General features: G+C 53.3%; 13 protein-coding genes. 8 read left to right on the top strand and 5 right to left on the bottom strand.

Translation table 11 applies throughout. The features are described 5' to 3' along the window. Positions 1–257 precede the first annotated feature (257 nt). A complete protein-coding gene (gene dps / locus FY046_RS07100) occupies positions 258–761 on the bottom strand; it encodes a DNA starvation/stationary phase protection protein Dps (protein WP_133842093.1) in 504 nt (167 codons plus the stop codon). Between the two features lie 368 nt (positions 762–1,129). Beyond that, positions 1,130–2,023 carry a threonine/homoserine exporter RhtA gene (gene rhtA, locus FY046_RS07095; protein ID WP_133841111.1) on the bottom strand — a complete coding sequence of 298 codons (894 nt, stop codon included), beginning with the start codon at positions 2,021–2,023 and terminating at the stop codon, positions 1,130–1,132. 375 nt (positions 2,024–2,398) lie between these two features. Between rhtA and ompX the strand changes: the two genes are divergently transcribed. Further along, complete coding sequence (gene ompX, locus FY046_RS07090) at positions 2,399–2,908, top strand: outer membrane protein OmpX (protein ID WP_133841110.1); 510 nt, start codon at positions 2,399–2,401, stop codon at positions 2,906–2,908. An 80-nt stretch (positions 2,909–2,988) separates the two neighbouring features. Here the strand turns inward: ompX and FY046_RS07085 are convergent, their stop codons facing one another. Next, complete coding sequence (locus tag FY046_RS07085; protein WP_133841109.1) at positions 2,989–4,569, bottom strand: phosphoethanolamine transferase; 1,581 nt, start codon at positions 4,567–4,569, stop codon at positions 2,989–2,991. Between the two features lie 518 nt (positions 4,570–5,087). Between FY046_RS07085 and mntR the strand changes: the two genes are divergently transcribed. From mntR to FY046_RS07050, 7 genes are all read left to right on the top strand, one after another. After that, on the top strand, positions 5,088–5,537 hold the full coding sequence (gene mntR, locus FY046_RS07080) for a manganese-binding transcriptional regulator MntR (RefSeq protein WP_133841108.1): 450 nt from the start codon (positions 5,088–5,090) through the stop codon (positions 5,535–5,537). Positions 5,538–5,667: 130 nt separating this feature from the next. After that, entirely contained in the window at positions 5,668–6,783 is a 1,116-nt protein-coding gene (locus FY046_RS07075) for an SLC13 family permease (protein WP_446185906.1), read from the top strand. Positions 6,784–6,900: 117 nt separating this feature from the next. Further along, positions 6,901–8,019: an HlyD family secretion protein gene (locus tag FY046_RS07070; protein WP_133841106.1), complete on the top strand. Its 1,119-nt coding sequence runs from the start codon at positions 6,901–6,903 to the stop codon at positions 8,017–8,019. After that, positions 8,016–9,584: a DHA2 family efflux MFS transporter permease subunit gene (locus FY046_RS07065; RefSeq protein ID WP_446185905.1), complete on the top strand. Its 1,569-nt coding sequence runs from the start codon at positions 8,016–8,018 to the stop codon at positions 9,582–9,584. The genes FY046_RS07070 and FY046_RS07065 overlap by 4 nt, the downstream gene beginning before the upstream one ends. A gap of 1 nt (position 9,585) precedes the next feature. Further along, positions 9,586–11,136: an efflux transporter outer membrane subunit gene (locus FY046_RS07060; protein ID WP_446185904.1), complete on the top strand. Its 1,551-nt coding sequence runs from the start codon at positions 9,586–9,588 to the stop codon at positions 11,134–11,136. A gap of 616 nt (positions 11,137–11,752) precedes the next feature. After that, entirely contained in the window at positions 11,753–13,243 is a 1,491-nt protein-coding gene (locus FY046_RS07055; RefSeq protein WP_159338101.1) for a sugar porter family MFS transporter, read from the top strand. Between the two features lie 133 nt (positions 13,244–13,376). After that, positions 13,377–14,969 (top strand): ABC-F family ATPase, encoded by a 1,593-nt coding sequence (locus tag FY046_RS07050; RefSeq protein WP_159338102.1) that lies wholly within the window; start codon positions 13,377–13,379, stop codon positions 14,967–14,969. 149 nt (positions 14,970–15,118) lie between these two features. On the opposite strand, the gene FY046_RS07045 is transcribed toward FY046_RS07050, so the two are convergent. Both FY046_RS07045 and moeB read right to left on the bottom strand, forming a co-directional pair. After that, positions 15,119–16,681, bottom strand: a complete 1,563-nt coding sequence (locus FY046_RS07045; protein WP_421507406.1) for a sensor domain-containing diguanylate cyclase — start codon at positions 16,679–16,681, stop codon at positions 15,119–15,121. A gap of 36 nt (positions 16,682–16,717) precedes the next feature. Continuing rightward, the gene (gene moeB / locus FY046_RS07040) at positions 16,718–17,488 is read right to left on the bottom strand and encodes a molybdopterin-synthase adenylyltransferase MoeB (protein WP_133841100.1); all 771 of its coding nucleotides are present in this window, start codon (positions 17,486–17,488) and stop codon (positions 16,718–16,720) included. Position 17,489 lies beyond the last annotated feature (1 nt).

Raw genomic sequence — 17,489 nt, 5'->3', positions numbered from 1 at the left:
AAAACAGCAAGTTAAATGCGATTTTTCTTAAGCTCATTGACAGGGTTCAGGGTGGTGCACAATTTTGGTGCCCCATTATGGTGCGCTGTGTCTATGGTGGTGCATCAGCAGTTTTAGCAAATTACGGGATAAAAACAACAGATAGTGTCGGGGGGGATTAATTTAATGTCACAGAGTTCTTACTTTAGCAACATTTTGGCAAAAAAAAGGCAGATGGATCACCATCTGCCAGGAGCTGAGCGGAATCGTCAGTGCGATTATTCGATGTTAGATTCGATAAACCACAGGAATTTATCCAGATCGCGTGATGCGGCGGTGAAGATGTCGGCAGAGTCTTCATCCGAGACTTCACTGATAGCTTTACGCACGTCATTAGCAACGATGCCATAACGATCGGCCAGCGCTTTCAGGTGATCCTGCACGCTGTGAATATTCAGCGGGTAGCTTTTCAACGGTGTTTTGTCGGCAACGATCTGCGTGGTGCCCAGTGCCACGCCACCCAGCTGCACAACGCGTTCTGCAATGGTATCCTGGTGGTCGGTGATCGCAGTGCGGAAGCCATCAAGCATCTCGTGGACGCCAATAAAGTTTGCTCCGCGCATGTTCCAGTGCGCCTGCTTGGTGATCAGCGACAGATCGATAAATTCAATAACCAGACGATTAAGCACCTCAATGGTGGCTTTTTTCTCGTCATCGGCCACGTCGTTACGGGTGTAAATCAGATCAGAAGATTTTGCTTTAACCAGTTTAGCGGTACTCATCATTAATATCCTCTTGATAGTCAGGTTGTCCTAATTGAATACGGGATTAAGTATAGCACTGGTTTTTAATTTTGTTGGAAAGTTAGTGCCTATTGATTGAATAGTGCCGGCCTGTTGACAGAATAAAGACAGAGAAGGGTGAGGTTAAATAATGATGCGAATGATTTTTGTTTATTTTATTATTCTATCTTTCTGTTTTTAAAGGATAATTTTTTTAATTTTGCATTAAGTGATTCATTTTTATTAAAATTATAACTGGATGTTTCTGATGAGGTAATTAACCAATTTGTCACAATTCGCGCTGTGGAATTAAGCATGGAGGATGTCATCACCTGCGGGAGATACATTTCCCGCAGGCAGGGTGCCGTTTATTCTCTTAATTCTCCCACCGGGTCAATGTCCTGCTTTGCCGGGCGCATCGTCAGGGTTGAACCCGCCGAGGCGGTAATAATCGCCAGCAGTGCCAGCCACTGCACCAGCGTCAGTACTTCACCCAGGAACAGCATGCCAGAGATAGCCGCCATTGCCGGTTCCAGGCTCATTAACGTACCAAAAGTCCGTGCAGGCAGACGTGTCAGTGCGACCATTTCCAGTGAGTAGGGCAGAGCACTGGAGAGCACCGCAATCGCCAGGCCAATGGGGATCAGTGATAAGGTCCAGATCCCGGGGTTGGCATACGCCAGGCCCAGAGGTACAAACACCAACGCGCCAATCAGGGAGCCTGCCGCGACGGTGGCCGGGCCGTGCTGGCTACCCGCACGTTTGCCCGCCAGAATATACACTGCCCATAGGGCGCCAGCGGTCAGCGCATATATCGCACCAAGCGGGTCTATGCTATCAATGCTATGCCCGATCGGCAGCAGGAAGAACAGCCCCAGTACGGCCAGCCCGACCCAGAGAAAATCCAGGGGTCGTCGTGATCCTGCGAGCGCCAGCACCAGTGGGCCGGTAAACTCCAGTGCCACGGCAATACCCAGCGGTACAGTGCGTATCGATAAATAGAAGGAATAGTTCATTCCGCCCAGCGCCAGACCGTAGATCACCAGTGGCAAGATCTGCTGACGGTTGAAATGCAACCGCCAGGGTTTGAAGATCACGCAGAGAATAACCGTACCCAGGCCAAGACGCAGGGCGGTAATGCCTGGTGCACCGACGGTAGGAAACAGTGTTTTGGCCAGCGCAGCACCACCCTGAATTGACGTCATGGCAATCAGCAGCACCAGCACGGGTAACCAGACAGCATTTTTTACGTGTGAAGACATCCTGTATTCCAGCCTTAATTGATCCGTTTCGAAGATAAACGCGCTGTGACAGTGTACTGGAAGGCGCTGTTAAACCCAGTGAGGGGAAAAAAATAAGTGAAAAAAACAGAAATTTTGTCAGAAAACAGGGCCAGTTCAGTAAAGAACTGTCAAATTTGATTAGGATTTATCTCAATGAAGCTTTTTTTACAGTCGATAAAAATAGAATGAAAATGGCAATAATCATAAGAAAAAAGAATGACATAGAAAGCATCATTAACTTTCTGTTACACCAAACATTCTGTTAGACAACAAAATCAGGGCAGAGTTTCTCGCTGATTTTTGTTATATTTCCAGCGTTGTCAGGAGAGAAGTACTTTCACATTTGAGGTGGTTATGAAAAAAATTGCATGTCTTTCAGCATTAGCTTGCGTACTGGCAGTATCTGCTGGTTCAGCAATGGCGCAGAGCACCGTTTCCGCTGGTTACGCTCAGAGTGATTACCAGGGCGTAGCTAACAAAGCTAACGGCTTCAACCTGAAATACCGCTACGAGAACGGCAGCGATGCACTGGGTTGGATTGGCTCTTTCACTTACACTGAGAAAGACCGTACCGATGCAGGCGACTACATCAAGGGCCAGTACTATGGCATCACTGGTGGTCCAGCTTACCGTCTGAACGATTGGGCAAGCATCTACGGTGTTGTGGGTATCGGCTACGGCAAATACCAGTACAACGAACCAAACCGTGAAAAATATGATTCAAGCGACGTAGGCTTCTCCTACGGTGCTGGCCTGCAGTTCAACCCAATCCAGGACATCGCTCTGGACGTGGGTTACGAGCAGAGCCGTATCCGCAGCGTTGACGTTGGCACCTGGACTGCTGGCGTAGGTTACAGCTTCTAAGTTGCTAACCGCAAGTCCGGATTACCGGGCTGACGTTGAAGAATCCGCCCCTCGGGGCGGATTTTTTTTATGTGAATGTCCTACTTAGCAAAATGATCCTGCGGCAGTTGATTAAACGGCAGGCGCTTCAGTGCAAAGTTAGTCACTTCAATCGGTGGCGCTTTCTCTGCGGATACAAAGCGATAGCGTGATGTAATTTCCCTCGTCTCAATCCCCGTCCACTGTGAGAACAGCATCAGGAAATCATTGGCTGAGCGCGGCGTAGTGATCATCTGATGACGACTGTCGTTACTTGAGCTGATAAACATCGGCACCTCAAAGTTCTGACGATATTTATCATCGTGAGTCAGATACTCGTTACGCGTCCCTTTCTCTTTAAATGCCAGGCCGTGATCGGAAAAATAGATCATCGAAAAAGTCAGACCGCTGCTGTGTAACTGCTCCCAGAGCTGCTGCAGGAAACCATCGGTCTGCGTCATGCTGTACAGATAGCATGAGGTTTCCAGCGAATGCAGACGTTCGACAAAGCGACCACGCGTGCGATCACAGGCCTTCGGATGTGAGCCGACAAGGTGATACACCAGTAAGCGAGGACGATCGACCGGACGTGCCAGTGCACCCGGCGTAAAACTCAACAGGTCTTCATCCCGCGTGTTTTTATCCGCTTCAAAGTCGCCGCTTTTAAGGAAATGCACATTTTTGGCTCGCTGAGCAATGCTGGCAATCGGCGTATCATATTGACCAATCTGGCCCTGATTCGACATCCACCAGGTATCAAACCCGGCGCGGTTAGCGAGAGTAATGATATTGTTCTGGTATTCAGGGTTACCGTCCACCACCTGATTAAGCGTCAAGCCCAGCGATTTCTGAGTGGAAGAGGCCGCCGAGGTATAGCGGGTGAAAAACTGGCCGTTAAGCTGGCTGGCAAAAGGCGTATTATCCCAGTGCCCGCCAAAGGCACCCAGCGCATCACGACGCGCGCTTTCCCCAATGACCACCACATAAATCTGCTGCTGGGGTTTGACGCTTAACACATGCCAGTCGTCTTTCAGCGTGGCCAGCTGGTTCATCCGGTCGATCTCTTTATCGACAGAAAACTTACTCTCCAGCGTATCTTTAACAAAGCGCACCAGTGGGAAACCGGTATCCTTCAGATTAAACACCCCACCCGTCAGCTGGTTCATCACTGGCTGTGTCACCCACGCCACCAGTACGAAGGCAAGGCAGGCACTTTCCGCGTGCCACCAGCGCTGTTTTTCCAGTGGTTTACGCCTGAGCGCCAGCAGCCCGGCGGCCAGAATGGCCATGCCAATAAAATAATCATGCAGTGGGAAGATCAGCATTATTTCACTGGCTTCTTCCACATTGGTCGCGTGCAGTGCCAGCAGGGTATTAAAATTGGGTGGGCCATAAACCTGACCAAAAGGGTAATAGAACCCGGCCATCAGTACACCGACGGCAATCAGCGTTTTCTGCGTCTTCGGGGCAACCGCCGCCAGCAGCACCAGCAGTGCCGTAAAGGCCAGACTGTATAAACCGCTTAACGGGTAACCGAATGCCAGATTAATCAGAACGGATAAAAGTAAATACAGCCCAACGTACGGGCTAACCCAGGCACGATAACGGCCTGCTGTAGCAGTTTTAATTAATGTCAGATTCATTATTGGTTCTTATTAGGGAAAGCTATAGCGACCATTCAGTTCGACGCTGAAGTGGCAAACTGCCTGATACAACTCGTAAGATCATGGGGGAAGGGGTGGGGTGGAGCCCGATCGGCCTGCATTCTTTACGAAAGGCTGGCACGATAATCGCTGTTTTGCCGAAAGGCAACCAGCATCATCAATAAGTTCTGTGAAGTGACAGACAAAATAGTCGGAACAAGGGCTGAGTGGTTAAGAAGCCTGACGGGCAGGCTTCGAATTCACCAGCATTTCCAGCAGCATCAGTCGGAGTGTAAACGGCGAACGGCAAAAGAGTTTTAATAGCAGTGGTGTTTTCATCTGATGTCCCTCCGGTCAATCAGGATATGCGCGAATTATCATCAGGTATAGCACAGGCTATACCCTATAGCCATAGCTAATACGCTAAATTTTGTGCTTGCCTGCGGTTCGTTTACAATGTGGCACACAACAGACCGCTGCCCGCTATAATGCAGCGGTTGATAAGAAGAGGAAGCTGAATGAGTCGTCGCGCAAAAGTGGCAGTGCCCGCGCCACTGAAAGATATTGAAGAGCATGTCGAGGGTTTCCGTCAGGTACGTGAAGCGCACCGTCGTGAATTAATCGATGACTATGTAGAGCTGATTTCTGATCTGATCCGCGAGTTTGGTGAAGCCCGCCAGGTGGATATGGCTGCTCGTCTGGGCGTGTCGCAGCCAACGGTGGCAAAAATGCTTAAACGTCTCGCCACAGGCGGGCTGGTTGAACAGGTACCTTACCGGGGCGTTTTCCTGACACCGGAAGGGGAAAAACTGGCTGAAGAGAGCCGCGAACGTCACCATATTGTTGAAACCTTCCTGCTGGCACTGGGTATCAGCCCGGATACCGCACGCCGCGATGCGGAAGGTATTGAGCATCACGTCAGCGATGAAACGCTGGCCATCTTTAAAAAATTTAGCGAAAGTCGTTAATCACCTTCTTCCCCCATCACTGGCGTTGCCTGCGACAGCCCTGAAGAACCTTACCCCATCCAGGGACGGTCCATCGGGCGTATGCTGATGCAGCGTCAGGGATAAAGGGGATATCACATGGCGCGCCAGCATGACTTCTCTGCTCAGACCTTTTTTGCACGATCGTTTTTTGCATCTGTTGGTGGTTCTGGGGCTGCTGCTGGCCTGTTTTGTGCCTTTCCGCCTGGCAGAACTGCCTGGTGCCGTAGACTGGCCCACCATTATCACGCTGAGCGGCTTGCTGATGCTGACCAAAGGCATTGAGGCCAGCGGTTATTTTGATGTGCTCGGGCGTCGTCTGGTGCAGGGCTTTCGCCACCAGTGCCAGTTGGCGCTGTTTCTGGTGGCTGCTGCCGCACTGCTCTCAACGTTCCTGACCAACGACGTTGCTCTGTTTATTTTGGTGCCGCTGACGCTCTCTCTGCGAAAGTATTCCGCGCTGCCGATTGCACGGTTAATTATCTTTGAAGCCCTGGCGGTGAACGCGGGTTCGCTGCTTACCCCCATCGGTAATCCGCAAAATATCCTGCTGTGGCGCCACGGTGAGGCAGGCTTTGCCGGTTTTATCTGGCAGATGTTACCGCTGGCCGGATGGCTGGTGCTCAGCCTGCTGTTACTGACCGCCTGCTGTTTCCGCGCGAAGAAGATTGAGCAGCATCAGACGTCAGAAGATGCCCCCTGGCAGCGCCGGTTGCTGTTCGCCAGCGCGCTGCTTTATCTGCTGTTTATTACGGCGCTGGAAATGGATCTCGCCATCTGGGGGCTGGTGCTGGTCTTTGCTACCTTCCTTGTGCTGGCGCGTCGCATCCTGTTAAGCATCGACTGGAGCCTGCTGGTGGTGTTTATTGTGATGTTTATCGATGTCTTCCTGCTGACAAAGCTGCCGCTGGTACAGTCCACCCTGCATCTGGCCGGGCAGCTTCCGGCTGGCGGGCAGTTTTTGCTGGCCGCGGGGCTGTCGCAGGTGATCAGTAATGTTCCTGCCACCATCCTGCTGCTCAGCAGCCTGCCGCCGTCGGTGCTGCTGGCCTGGGCGGTGAATATTGGTGGGTTTGGCTTGCTGCCAGGCTCGCTGGCCAACCTGATCGCGCTGCGCATGGCAAAAGATCGCGCTATCTGGTGGCACTTCCACCTCTATTCCCTGCCGATGCTGGTGTGGGCGTTAGTCAGTGGCTGGGGGCTCTATTTGTTTATTCATGCGAACTGACGTCAGGCAATTCCGGATTTGTCAGGAAACCCTGGCATTTGTCAATTTTGGCCCTATGGTTATACCAGACTGAATCATTGCGCTCGCTGAACCCGGGCGCACTCACCGACGGATACTATGGCTAATCAAACCTCCTCTGCACCTGATGATGAATCCCAGCATCAGTCTGATGCTGCGCAAAATGAAGAAACTCCACGCAAACGGCCCGGTAAAAAGCCTCTGGTTATTCTGGCGATAGTGGTTGTCGTGATGATTATCGTGGCGCTGTGGTTCTGGCTGACCACGCGCAATATTGAAACCACCGATGATGCTTTCACTGAAGCGGATGCGGTGACCATTGCGCCGAAAGCCTCTGGCTATGTCACCGAGCTGCGGGTTAAAGATAACCAGCGAGTGAAGAAGGGCGATCTGCTGGTAGTGATCGATCCGCGTGATACCACTGCCCAGCGCGATCAGGCGAAAGCGCAGCTCGGCCTGGCTCAGGCACAGCTGCATCAGGCGCAGGCTCAACTGGAACTGGCACGGGTACAGTACCCGGCACAGAAAGACCAGGCGCTGGCACAGCTCGCCAGTGCGCAGGCCAATTATATGAATGCTCAGGCTGACGATAAGCGCCAGCGTGGCGTCGACCCGCGTGCCACGTCACAGCGCAATATCGATACAGCAAACGCCCAGTTACGCAGTGCCAGAGCTGAACTGGCGAATGCCCAGGCGCAGGTTGAAGTCGCTTCTCAGGTGGCTTTGCAGATCCGTCAGCAGGAAACCAATGTTGAAGCGCGGCAGAGCCAGGTTGAACAGGCACAGGCACAGCTCAATACCGCGAATCTGAATCTCTCTTATACCGAAGTCCGTGCCCCTTACGACGGTTTTGTCACCAAACGTAATGTACAGGTGGGGACGCTGGTGCAGGCAGGCTCGTCGCTGTTCTCACTGGTATCACCCGACGTATGGATTGTGGCTAACTTTAAAGAGTCGCAGCTGGCACGGATGAAACCGGGCGACAGAGTGGAGATTAGTGTCGATGCCTGGCCGGACCTCAAGCTGGAGGGACATGTCGACAGCGTACAGATGGGCAGTGGTTCCCGCTTCTCTGCTTTCCCTTCTGAGAATGCTACTGGCAACTACGTGAAAATCGTGCAGCGCGTGCCGGTGAAAATCGTGATTGATAAAGGGCTGGATCCGAACCATCCGCTTCCGATTGGTCTGTCGGTTGAACCTAAGGTCACGCTGGAATGAATCCCGGCCAGAACTGGAAGCCCGCCAGTAACCCCTGGCTGGTCGCGATGACCGTGACGCTTGCGGTGTTCATGGAGATCCTCGACACCACCATCGTTAACGTTGCCCTGCCGCATGTGGCCGGATCGCTCTCGGCCAGTTATGACGAATCCACCTGGGTGCTGACCTCCTATCTGGTGGCCAACGGCATCGTGCTACCTATTTCAGCCTTCCTGAGTCGTTTGCTGGGCCGTAAGCAGTTTTTCCTCATCTGTATTGTGATGTTTACCGTCTGCTCATTCCTGTGCGGCATTGCGACTGAACTGTGGCAGATCATTCTGTTCCGCGTATTACAGGGATTCTTCGGCGGCGGGTTACAGCCTGTGCAGCAGTCTGTGCTGCTGGATTATTTTAAACCTGAGGATCGCGGTAAGGCGTTTGGCCTCTCCTCCATCGCGATTATTGTGGCACCGGTACTGGGTCCGACGCTGGGCGGCTGGATCACCGACAACTACAGCTGGCGCTGGGTGTTCTTCATCAATATTCCGGTGGGGATCCTCAGCGTGCTGGCGATCTACCAGCTGCTGGAAGATCCGCCGTGGGAGCGTAAAAAGGCGAAGGGCAAACTGAGCGTCGACTATATCGGCATCAGTCTGATCACACTCGGCCTTGGCTGCCTGCAGGTGATGATGGACCGTGGCGAAGATGAAGACTGGTTCCAGTCGGGGTTTATCGTTACCTTCGCGCTGTTGGCGCTGACCGGGATTGTCGGAGCGATTTACTGGTTGCTGTATGCCAAAAAGCCGGTGGTCGATCTGCACGTGCTGAAAGATCGTAATTTTGCGGTGGCCTGCCTGCTGATGGCGGGTATGGCTGCCATCCTGTATGGCAGTTCGGTGGTTATCCCTCAACTGGCACAGCAGGACCTGGGGTATACCGCCACGCTCTCGGGGCTGGTGTTGTCGCCCGGGGCGGTGCTGATTGTGCTGTCGATCCCGCTGGTGCTGAAGCTGATGCCCATCGTGCAGACGCGTCTGCTGATTGCCTTTGGCTTTGCATTGCTCGGGGTGTCGTTTATCTACTCATCGACCCTGACGCCGGATATCGACTTCACCACGCTGGTCATCATGCGCAGTTTCCAGACCATTGGCCTCGGCTTCCTGTTTGTACCGCTGACCACCATCGCGTTTGTCACTATTCCGCAGCGGCTGAATGCCGATGCCTCGGCGCTGTTTACCATGTTTCGTAATGTGGCGGGATCGATTGGTATTTCGCTATCGACGGCGATGATCACCGAACGCTCCCAGGCGCGTAGCGCGCAATTGGTACATAACATGACCCCACTCAATGAGCCGTTTAACCTGACGGTTGAGCGTTGGGCCCAGGGCGTCAGGGACTATGTGCATATGGCGGGTGACCCGGTGACCATCGCCACCGGGCAGTTGTATAAACAGATGATCGTGCAGGCGCGTTTCCTCGCCTATATCGATGTTTTTATGGGCCTCAGTATTGTTGCCCTGGTCCTTATTCCATTTTGTCTGTTACTGGCGCCTATCAAGAGCCAGGGCAGTGCAGGAGCACACTGACATGAACGTTCCTCCTTCTTTTTTGCGTTCGCGCAGTGGTGGGCTGATAGCCGTTGCACTGATGCTCAGTGGCTGTGCCGTTGGCCCGGATTACCAGGCGCCGAAGCCCGCCACACCGGAGCGTTTTAACAGTATGCAGCCGGACGGTATCTCCGCGCCGCTGGCGGCAGCGACTAACCCGAACTGGTGGAAGTCATTTAACGATCCGCAGTTGGACAGCCTGATCGCACGTGCCATTAAAGGCAATTTATCCCTGCAGCAGGCGGTACTGCGTATCGCTGGCGCACGTCAGCAGCTGAACCAGGCACGCGGTGCCTGGGCACCTTCTGTGAACGGTAACGCCCGTTTTACCCGCCAACAGTTGGGCATTAAAGGCGAATTGGAGTCCGAAGGGGTCTACGACCAGATTGACCAGGCGGGAAGCGAAACCGATTTAAAACCGGCGCTCGACAGCCTGTCTAAGCCGGTCGGGCTGTATCAGGGCAGTTTTGACGCTTCGTGGGAGCTGGATCTGTGGGGCAAAGTGCGTCGTCAGGTCGAAATGGCCGATGCGCAGCAGCAACAATCGGTAGAAAACCGTAATGATGCGCTGGTGTCACTGGAGGCCGAAGTGGCGCGGGCTTACCTGCAGCTGCGGGGCGCGCAAGCCATTACCCGTACCCTGCAAACACAGATTGACGTGGCGGAGCAGACACTGGAGCTGACGCAGAGCCAGCAGCGTAATGGGCTGGCACCGCAGACCAATGTGGAGAACTCCCGCGCCCAGGTGAATTCACTGCGCGCTCAACTGCCGCAGTATCAGGCGCAGATCCACCAGGCGATGAACGGTCTGGCCGTGCTGACGGGCAGAGTCCCCGGCGCACTGGATGCGGAGTTAATGACCGCCAAACCGCTGCCGGCTCTGCCGAAAGCGGTGCCGGTCGGCGTACCGTCTGAGCTGGCGCGTCGTCGCCCGGATGTGCGTGAAGCGGAAGCCAGCCTGCACGCGGCGACCGCCAATATTGGTGTTTCTGTGGCACAGCTGTTTCCCAGTCTGTCACTGACCGGGCAGTATGGCATGCGTAACAGCGATGCCAGCTATCTGGATAACTGGAGCAGTCATTTCTACAGCTACGGACCGTCCGTCACCATCCCGATCTTCCAGGGGGGGCGGCTGGTATCCAGTGTGAAGCTGGCCCGTGCGCAGCAGGCGAGCGCGGCGCTGGGTTATCGTCAGACGGTGCTGACGGCGTTGCAGGATGTGGAAAATGCGCTGGTCAGCTATCGCAGCGACCAGCAGCAGGTGGAAGGGCTGGATGACACTGTGGCGGCGTTACAGCGTGCCTTTACGCTGGCCAGCGACAGCTATCGCCAGGGGATCTCGACCTTTATTGAGGCGCTGGATGCACAGCGTCAGCTGGCGCAGGCGCAACAGCAGGCGGAACAGGCACGGGTACAGAGCACGCTTGACCTGGTCGCGCTGTATAAAGCGCTGGGCGGCGGCTGGGAAGCGTATCAAAACGTGAACATGCCGGATTATTCGGTATTTGGCCCCGCAGAAAACCCACAGTAAGTTTTTATCTTTCTAAAAAAACGCGGCTCTCATCAGGGGCCGCGTTTTTTTTGGTTTGAATCTCATCGCCTTTTTTCCTCAAAAAATGCAAGAAATGAGAGTTTACTCCATTTCACTCTTTTAACCTGTGTAAGCCATAACGATGGAATTCCTGTTTATTTTCATTATGTTTGACCATAAAAGAGAGGCCTGTTCTGCGAAAAGAGAGTTTTTTATGATCGAATGATAATTAAATATCATTTTCTAATCCATTGTAATTAATGGAATTTATTAAATAGATTTATGGGGTAATCTGTTTTTGGTTTGATGTGTTCCTGTCATTTTTTCATTTTAAATGAAATGAATAATTATTATTTCATTTGAGATGAAATGTTCTCAAAATATTTTTGCGCCAATTAGATCACATTAATACAACGTAATTGGTGTTTTTATGTGATGAGTGTCGCAATTAAAATGAAATAATGCGATGTAACGCTCAAAATTTAATTTTCATTGTTAATTAAAATGAAAGAAATAGTCTAAATTAAGATTCAGAGGCGGTGAGCGGTTGAGCAAAATAATGATTTACCCCTCTGCATCCTACTAACCAGGTCGATGAGAGGTCACTGTAGTCACCATGGCAAAAGAACAATATTTAACACCTAACCGGGCATCAGGGCCCAACAGCAACACCAAAACAGAACCCTTTGTTAAGGTCATTGCGTTGGTTGCCACTCTCGGCGGATTACTCTTCGGTTATGACACCGGCGTTATCTCCGGCGCGCTGCTGTTTATGGGCGACGAATTACACCTTACTCCCTTCACTACCGGACTGGTCACCAGTTCACTGCTGTTTGGTGCAGCCTTCGGCGCACTGTTTTCCGGGCATTTCGCGGCTTCTGCCGGGCGTAAAAAAATCATTATCATTTTGGCGATTATTTTCGCTGTCGGCGCAATGGGGACCGCCCTGGCACCGAACGTGGAATGGATGATCTTCTTCCGACTGGTGCTAGGGGTGGCCGTTGGTGGTGCATCCGCCACGGTGCCGATCTACATTGCAGAGATTGCACCAGCGAATAAGCGTGGGCAACTGGTGACGATTCAGGAGCTGATGATTGTCTCCGGCCAGATGCTGGCTTATATCTCGAATGCCGGATTTAACGCCGCGTGGGGTGGCCATGAAACCTGGCGCTGGATGCTGGCCGTGGCCACCATTCCTGCAGTGCTGCTGTGGTTTGGCATGATGTTTATGCCGGACACACCACGCTGGTATGCGATGAAAGGACGCCTGGCAGAAGCGCGTAAAGTGCTGGAACGCACCCGTGCCAAAGAGGACGTTGACTGGGAGCTGGAGGAGATTACTGAAACGCTGGAAGATGAGGACAAAGCCCAGACGCGAGCCAGCGTGCGTGAGCTGAAAAAGCCCTGGCTGTTTAAGCTATTCCTGATCGGTATCGGGGTGGCGGTGATCCAGCAAACCTCCGGTGTAAATACCATTATGTACTATGCACCGACGATGCTAAAAGCAGTGGGAATGAGTACGGATGCAGCGTTGTTTGCCACCATCGCTAACGGGGCTATCTCAGTGCTGATGACCTTCGTCGGCATCTGGCTGTTAGGTAAAATTGGCCGGCGAACGATGGTCAAAATAGGCCAGTTTGGCTGTACCGCCTGCCTGTTCTTTATCGGTGCCGTCAGCTATTTCATGCCTGAGACCATCAACGGTCAGGTGGATATGTTACGCAGCTACATGGTTCTTTTGGGAATGCTGATGTTCCTCAGCTTTCAGCAGGGGGCGTTATCGCCCGTCACCTGGCTGCTGCTGTCAGAGATCTTCCCAACAAGGCTGCGCGGTGTCTTTATGGGCGGTGCGGTCTTTGCCATGTGGATTGCCAACTTCCTGATATCTCTTGCCTTCCCGATGCTGCTTGCCAGCGTGGGGCTGTCAGGTGCGTTCTTTATCTTTGGATTGATTGGTATTGTCGGGGCGGTATTTGTTATCAAATGCATCCCGGAAACACGCAATCGCAGTCTTGAGCAGATAGAACATTATCTGCATGACTGGCTCAGTAACGAGGAAGAGAGCAAGGCATTAACCGCGTCGAAACGTAAAGCAGAAAGTCATTAACCGCCAGGGCCGGGTTTCTTCCCGGCCCTGATTCTCCCCCTCTCCAGGATTTCCCGCTGTATGCCCCGCGCCTTTTTTTTGGCATAATGCGCGCTGACTCACATACTCACATTAAAAATTAAAGGCTATCTCTGTGCTAGTTTCCAGCAACGTCACCATGCAGTTTGGCAGTAAGCCGCTGTTCGAAAACATCTCTGTCAAATTTGGCGGCGGCAACCGTTATGGCCTGATTGGCGCCAACGGCAGCGGCAAATCCACCTTTATGAAAATTCTGGGCGGCGACCTGGTGCCATCTGGCGGCAACGTTGCTCTTGATCCGAACGAACGGCTGGGTAAATTACGCCAGGACCAGTTCGCCTTTGAACAGTATTCCGTACTGGATACCGTGATCATGGGTCACGGCGAGCTGTGGGCGGTGAAAGAAAAGCGCGATGCGATCTATGCGCTGCCGGAAATGAGCGAAGAAGACGGCTACAAAGTTGCCGATCTCGAAGAGAAGTATGGTGAGATGGACGGCTATACCGCGGAAGCGCGCGCCGGTGAACTGTTGCTGGGCGTGGGGATCCCGCTGGAGCAGCATTACGGCCCGATGAGCGAAGTCGCTCCCGGCTGGAAACTGCGTGTGCTGTTGGCACAGGCGCTGTTCTCTAACCCGGAAATTCTGCTGCTTGACGAACCAACGAACAACCTGGACATCGATACCATTCGCTGGCTGGAGCAGGTGCTGAACGAACGTAACAGCACCATGATCATCATTTCGCATGACCGTCACTTCCTGAATATGGTGTGTACGCACATGGCGGATCTGGATTACGGCGAACTGCGCGTCTATCCGGGCAACTATGATGAGTATATGACCGCGGCCACCCAGGCCCGCGATCGTCTGCTGTCGGATAACGCCAAGAAGAAAGCGCAGATCAACGAACTGCAATCCTTCGTCAGCCGCTTCAGCGCCAACGCCTCGAAATCTCGTCAGGCAACGTCACGCGCCAAGCAGATTGATAAGATCAAGCTGGACGAAGTCAAAGCCTCCAGCCGTCAGAACCCGTTTATCCGTTTCGAGCAGGACAAGAAGCTGTTCCGTAACGCCTTGACACTGGAAGCGGTGACTAAAGGTTTCGACAATGGTCCCCTGTTTAAGAATGTCAACATGCTGCTGGAAGTGGGCGAAAAGCTGGCGATTCTGGGGCCAAACGGTATCGGTAAAACCACGCTGCTGAAAACCCTGATCGGTGAGCTGCTGCCAGACAACGGGACGGTGAAATGGTCTGAAAACGCGCAGATTGGTTACTACGCGCAGGACCATGCCCATGACTTTGCCGACGACCTTACCGTGTTCGACTGGATGAGCCAGTGGAAGCAGGACGGCGATGATGAGCAGGCCGTACGCGGTATTCTCGGCCGCCTGCTGTTCAGCCAGGACGATATTAAGAAGCCTGCGAAGGTGCTGTCCGGTGGTGAAAAGGGCCGTATGCTGTTTGGTAAGTTGATGATGCAGAAGCCTAACGTGCTGATCATGGATGAGCCAACCAACCACCTCGATATGGAATCCATCGAAGCGCTGAACATGGCGCTGGAAATGTACGAAGGTACGTTGATCTTCGTGTCTCACGACCGTGAATTCGTCAGCTCGCTGGCGACCCGCGTGATTGAAATGACACCGGGCAAAATCAACGACTTTACCGGTGACTACGAAGATTACCTGCGTAGCCAGGGTATCGTTTAAGGTCCAGTGGCTGCGGGCTGACCGAAACAGAAGGTCAGCCCCTACGGAAGACCCGCACGGGATGACCATTTTTCCGGTCACCTCCACGCCAAACCCGTAGGGGTCGACCATTTGTTTCGGTCGACCCGTGCCAGGGTTAGCACGATTTATCAGGTCTCTGCCTCAGATTGATTTTCCGCCACCCGGTTTTTCCCCGCCTTTTTCGCGGCATAAAGCGCTTTATCCGCTTCCGCAATCAGCGCCAGACTGACATCAACATTGCGTTCGGCGTTCACCACATGCATCCCCACGCTGATGGTGACTACATTCCCCGTTTTTTCGGCATGCTGATGAGGGATAGCAAGGTTGGCAATCGCCGCGATGGCCTGATGAGCAAAGCGCAGCGCGGCAGCACGATCCGCCCCTGGCATCACCACGGCAAACTCTTCACCCCCATAGCGCGCAACCAGATCCTCGGGTCTGCGGGGTAAATGCGCCAGCGTATCACCCACCTGTTTCAGACAGTCATCGCCTGCCAGGTGCCCGTAGCTATCATTGAACATTTTGAAGTTGTCGACATCTATCATCAGCAGTGCCAGCGGGGTGTGCAGTTTTGCCGAACGCTCCGCGCTACGTTGCAGATAGAGATCAAACTGTCGCCGGTTGGCTAACCCGGTCAGGCTGTCTACCAGCGCCAGCGTCTGGAGAGTCCGGTTCATTGAGGTCAGCCTGTCGCGTACCTGAGTCAACTCCAGCTGATTTTTCAGGTTAAGTGAAATATGGCGTAGCACCAGAAAACCGAGCAGGGCGATCACCAGCAGCAGAATGGTGCAGAGCGTAATAAAGATGCTGATATCGGAGAACCACACTTCCAGCAGATGGTTCTTGTCGTAGCCTGCGGCCACCACCAACGGATACCGTTTCAGACTGGAGTAGCCAAATACCCGTTCGATGCCATCCAGCGCCGAGCCATAAATGGCGGTACCGCTGGACGCATTATTGAGCAGGCCGGTAAACAGCGGGCTGCCGGAAATATTGCGATTAATGGTGTCATCGGGGAAAGGACGGACGTACAGAATCGTGCCGTCTTTCAGCATCAGCGCCAGTACATCGTGCTCGCCGAGGTTGTAATAGCTGTATGCCTGCTTGAAATAGCTCAGCCTGACGGTGGCCAGCAGCACACCCCGAAAAGAACCATCGTAATTAACGAGGCGCATGGACACCGGGATAATGAGCTCCCCGGTGGTTCTGCTGCGGATCACTTTGCCAATATGCACCTGCGTGCTGTTGTTCTGCTGGTGATATTGAAAAAATTCGCGGTCGCTGTTATTGGCGCGTTTAGGGATATTGCCGTCAGAAGTCACCAGCCAGCTGCCCTGTGCATCAAAGATAAACAGACCATGCAACTGTGGCAGACTGGCCTTACGGTTGGTCAGTATCTCACGCAGGTACTCGGTCTGATCGTCGCGCAGGCCGATCAGGGAGACGCGATCACGCAGATCCTGTAATGTGAGATCAACCTGCAAGAAGGTATCTTCTGCCTGACGGGAAAGGGACTGGGAGAGATTACGCGCATCATCCTTCGAGGTGGAAATCATGCGGTTCCACGAGCTCCACACAATCCAGCTGTTGATCGCAATCACAGCCGTGACAATCACCAATAGAAAAATAATCATCATTTGACGCAATGACGATTTTTCACTCGCGCTTATCCCACTTTGCTCATCAGTCATGTGCTAATCAATCCTTTACGCATCCAGGCATCTCCCCTAACTATAGTGCTGCTTGACGATGCCACAGACTTCACAATCCGGATCTTTAGCCAGCGTCATACTTCGGAACTGCAAGGTCATTGCGTCATACAACAGCAGTTTCCCTGCCACCGGGCTGCCGTATTGGGTCAGGACACGGATCGCCTCCATCGCCTGCAATGAACCGATCACGCCCACCAATGGCGCCATTACGCCCGCTTCCACACAGCTCAGCGGCGCGATGCCAAACAGGCGGCTGACACAGCGGTAACAGGGTTCATCGTGGCCCCAGGTGAAGACGCTGATCTGGCCTTCCATGCGGATCGCCGCACCGGATACCAGCGGAATTTTGCGCGCATGGCACAATCGGTTGAGCTGCTCACGCGTTTCCAGGTTATCGCAACAGTCCACCACCAGGTGATGCGCAGCGATCTGATCGCCCAGCGGTTGATCGTCCAGCCGGTCGTTGATGGCCTCAAGGGAAATCAGGGAATTGATGGCCGCCAGCCGCAGCCGTGCTGAGTCCACCTTTGCCATACCGACCTGCGCTTCGCCGTGCAGGATTTGACGTTGCAGATTCGACACCGACACGTGGTCGAAATCGAGCAGTGTCAGATGACCCACACCGGCCGAAGCGAGGTACTGGCTGGCGCTACAGCCCAGCCCGCCCAACCCGACCACCAGCACCCGGGCAGCCTTCAGCCGCTCCTGTCCGTCAAAATCGAAGCCGCGCAGCACGATCTGGCGATTGTAGCGCAGCATCTCTTCATCATTCAGTTCGGGAAACATA

Source organism: Erwinia sp. 1181_3, assembly GCF_052824965.1.
Note: the sequence above shows the minus strand (reverse complement) of the source record. Positions and strands in the feature narration are given on the sequence as shown.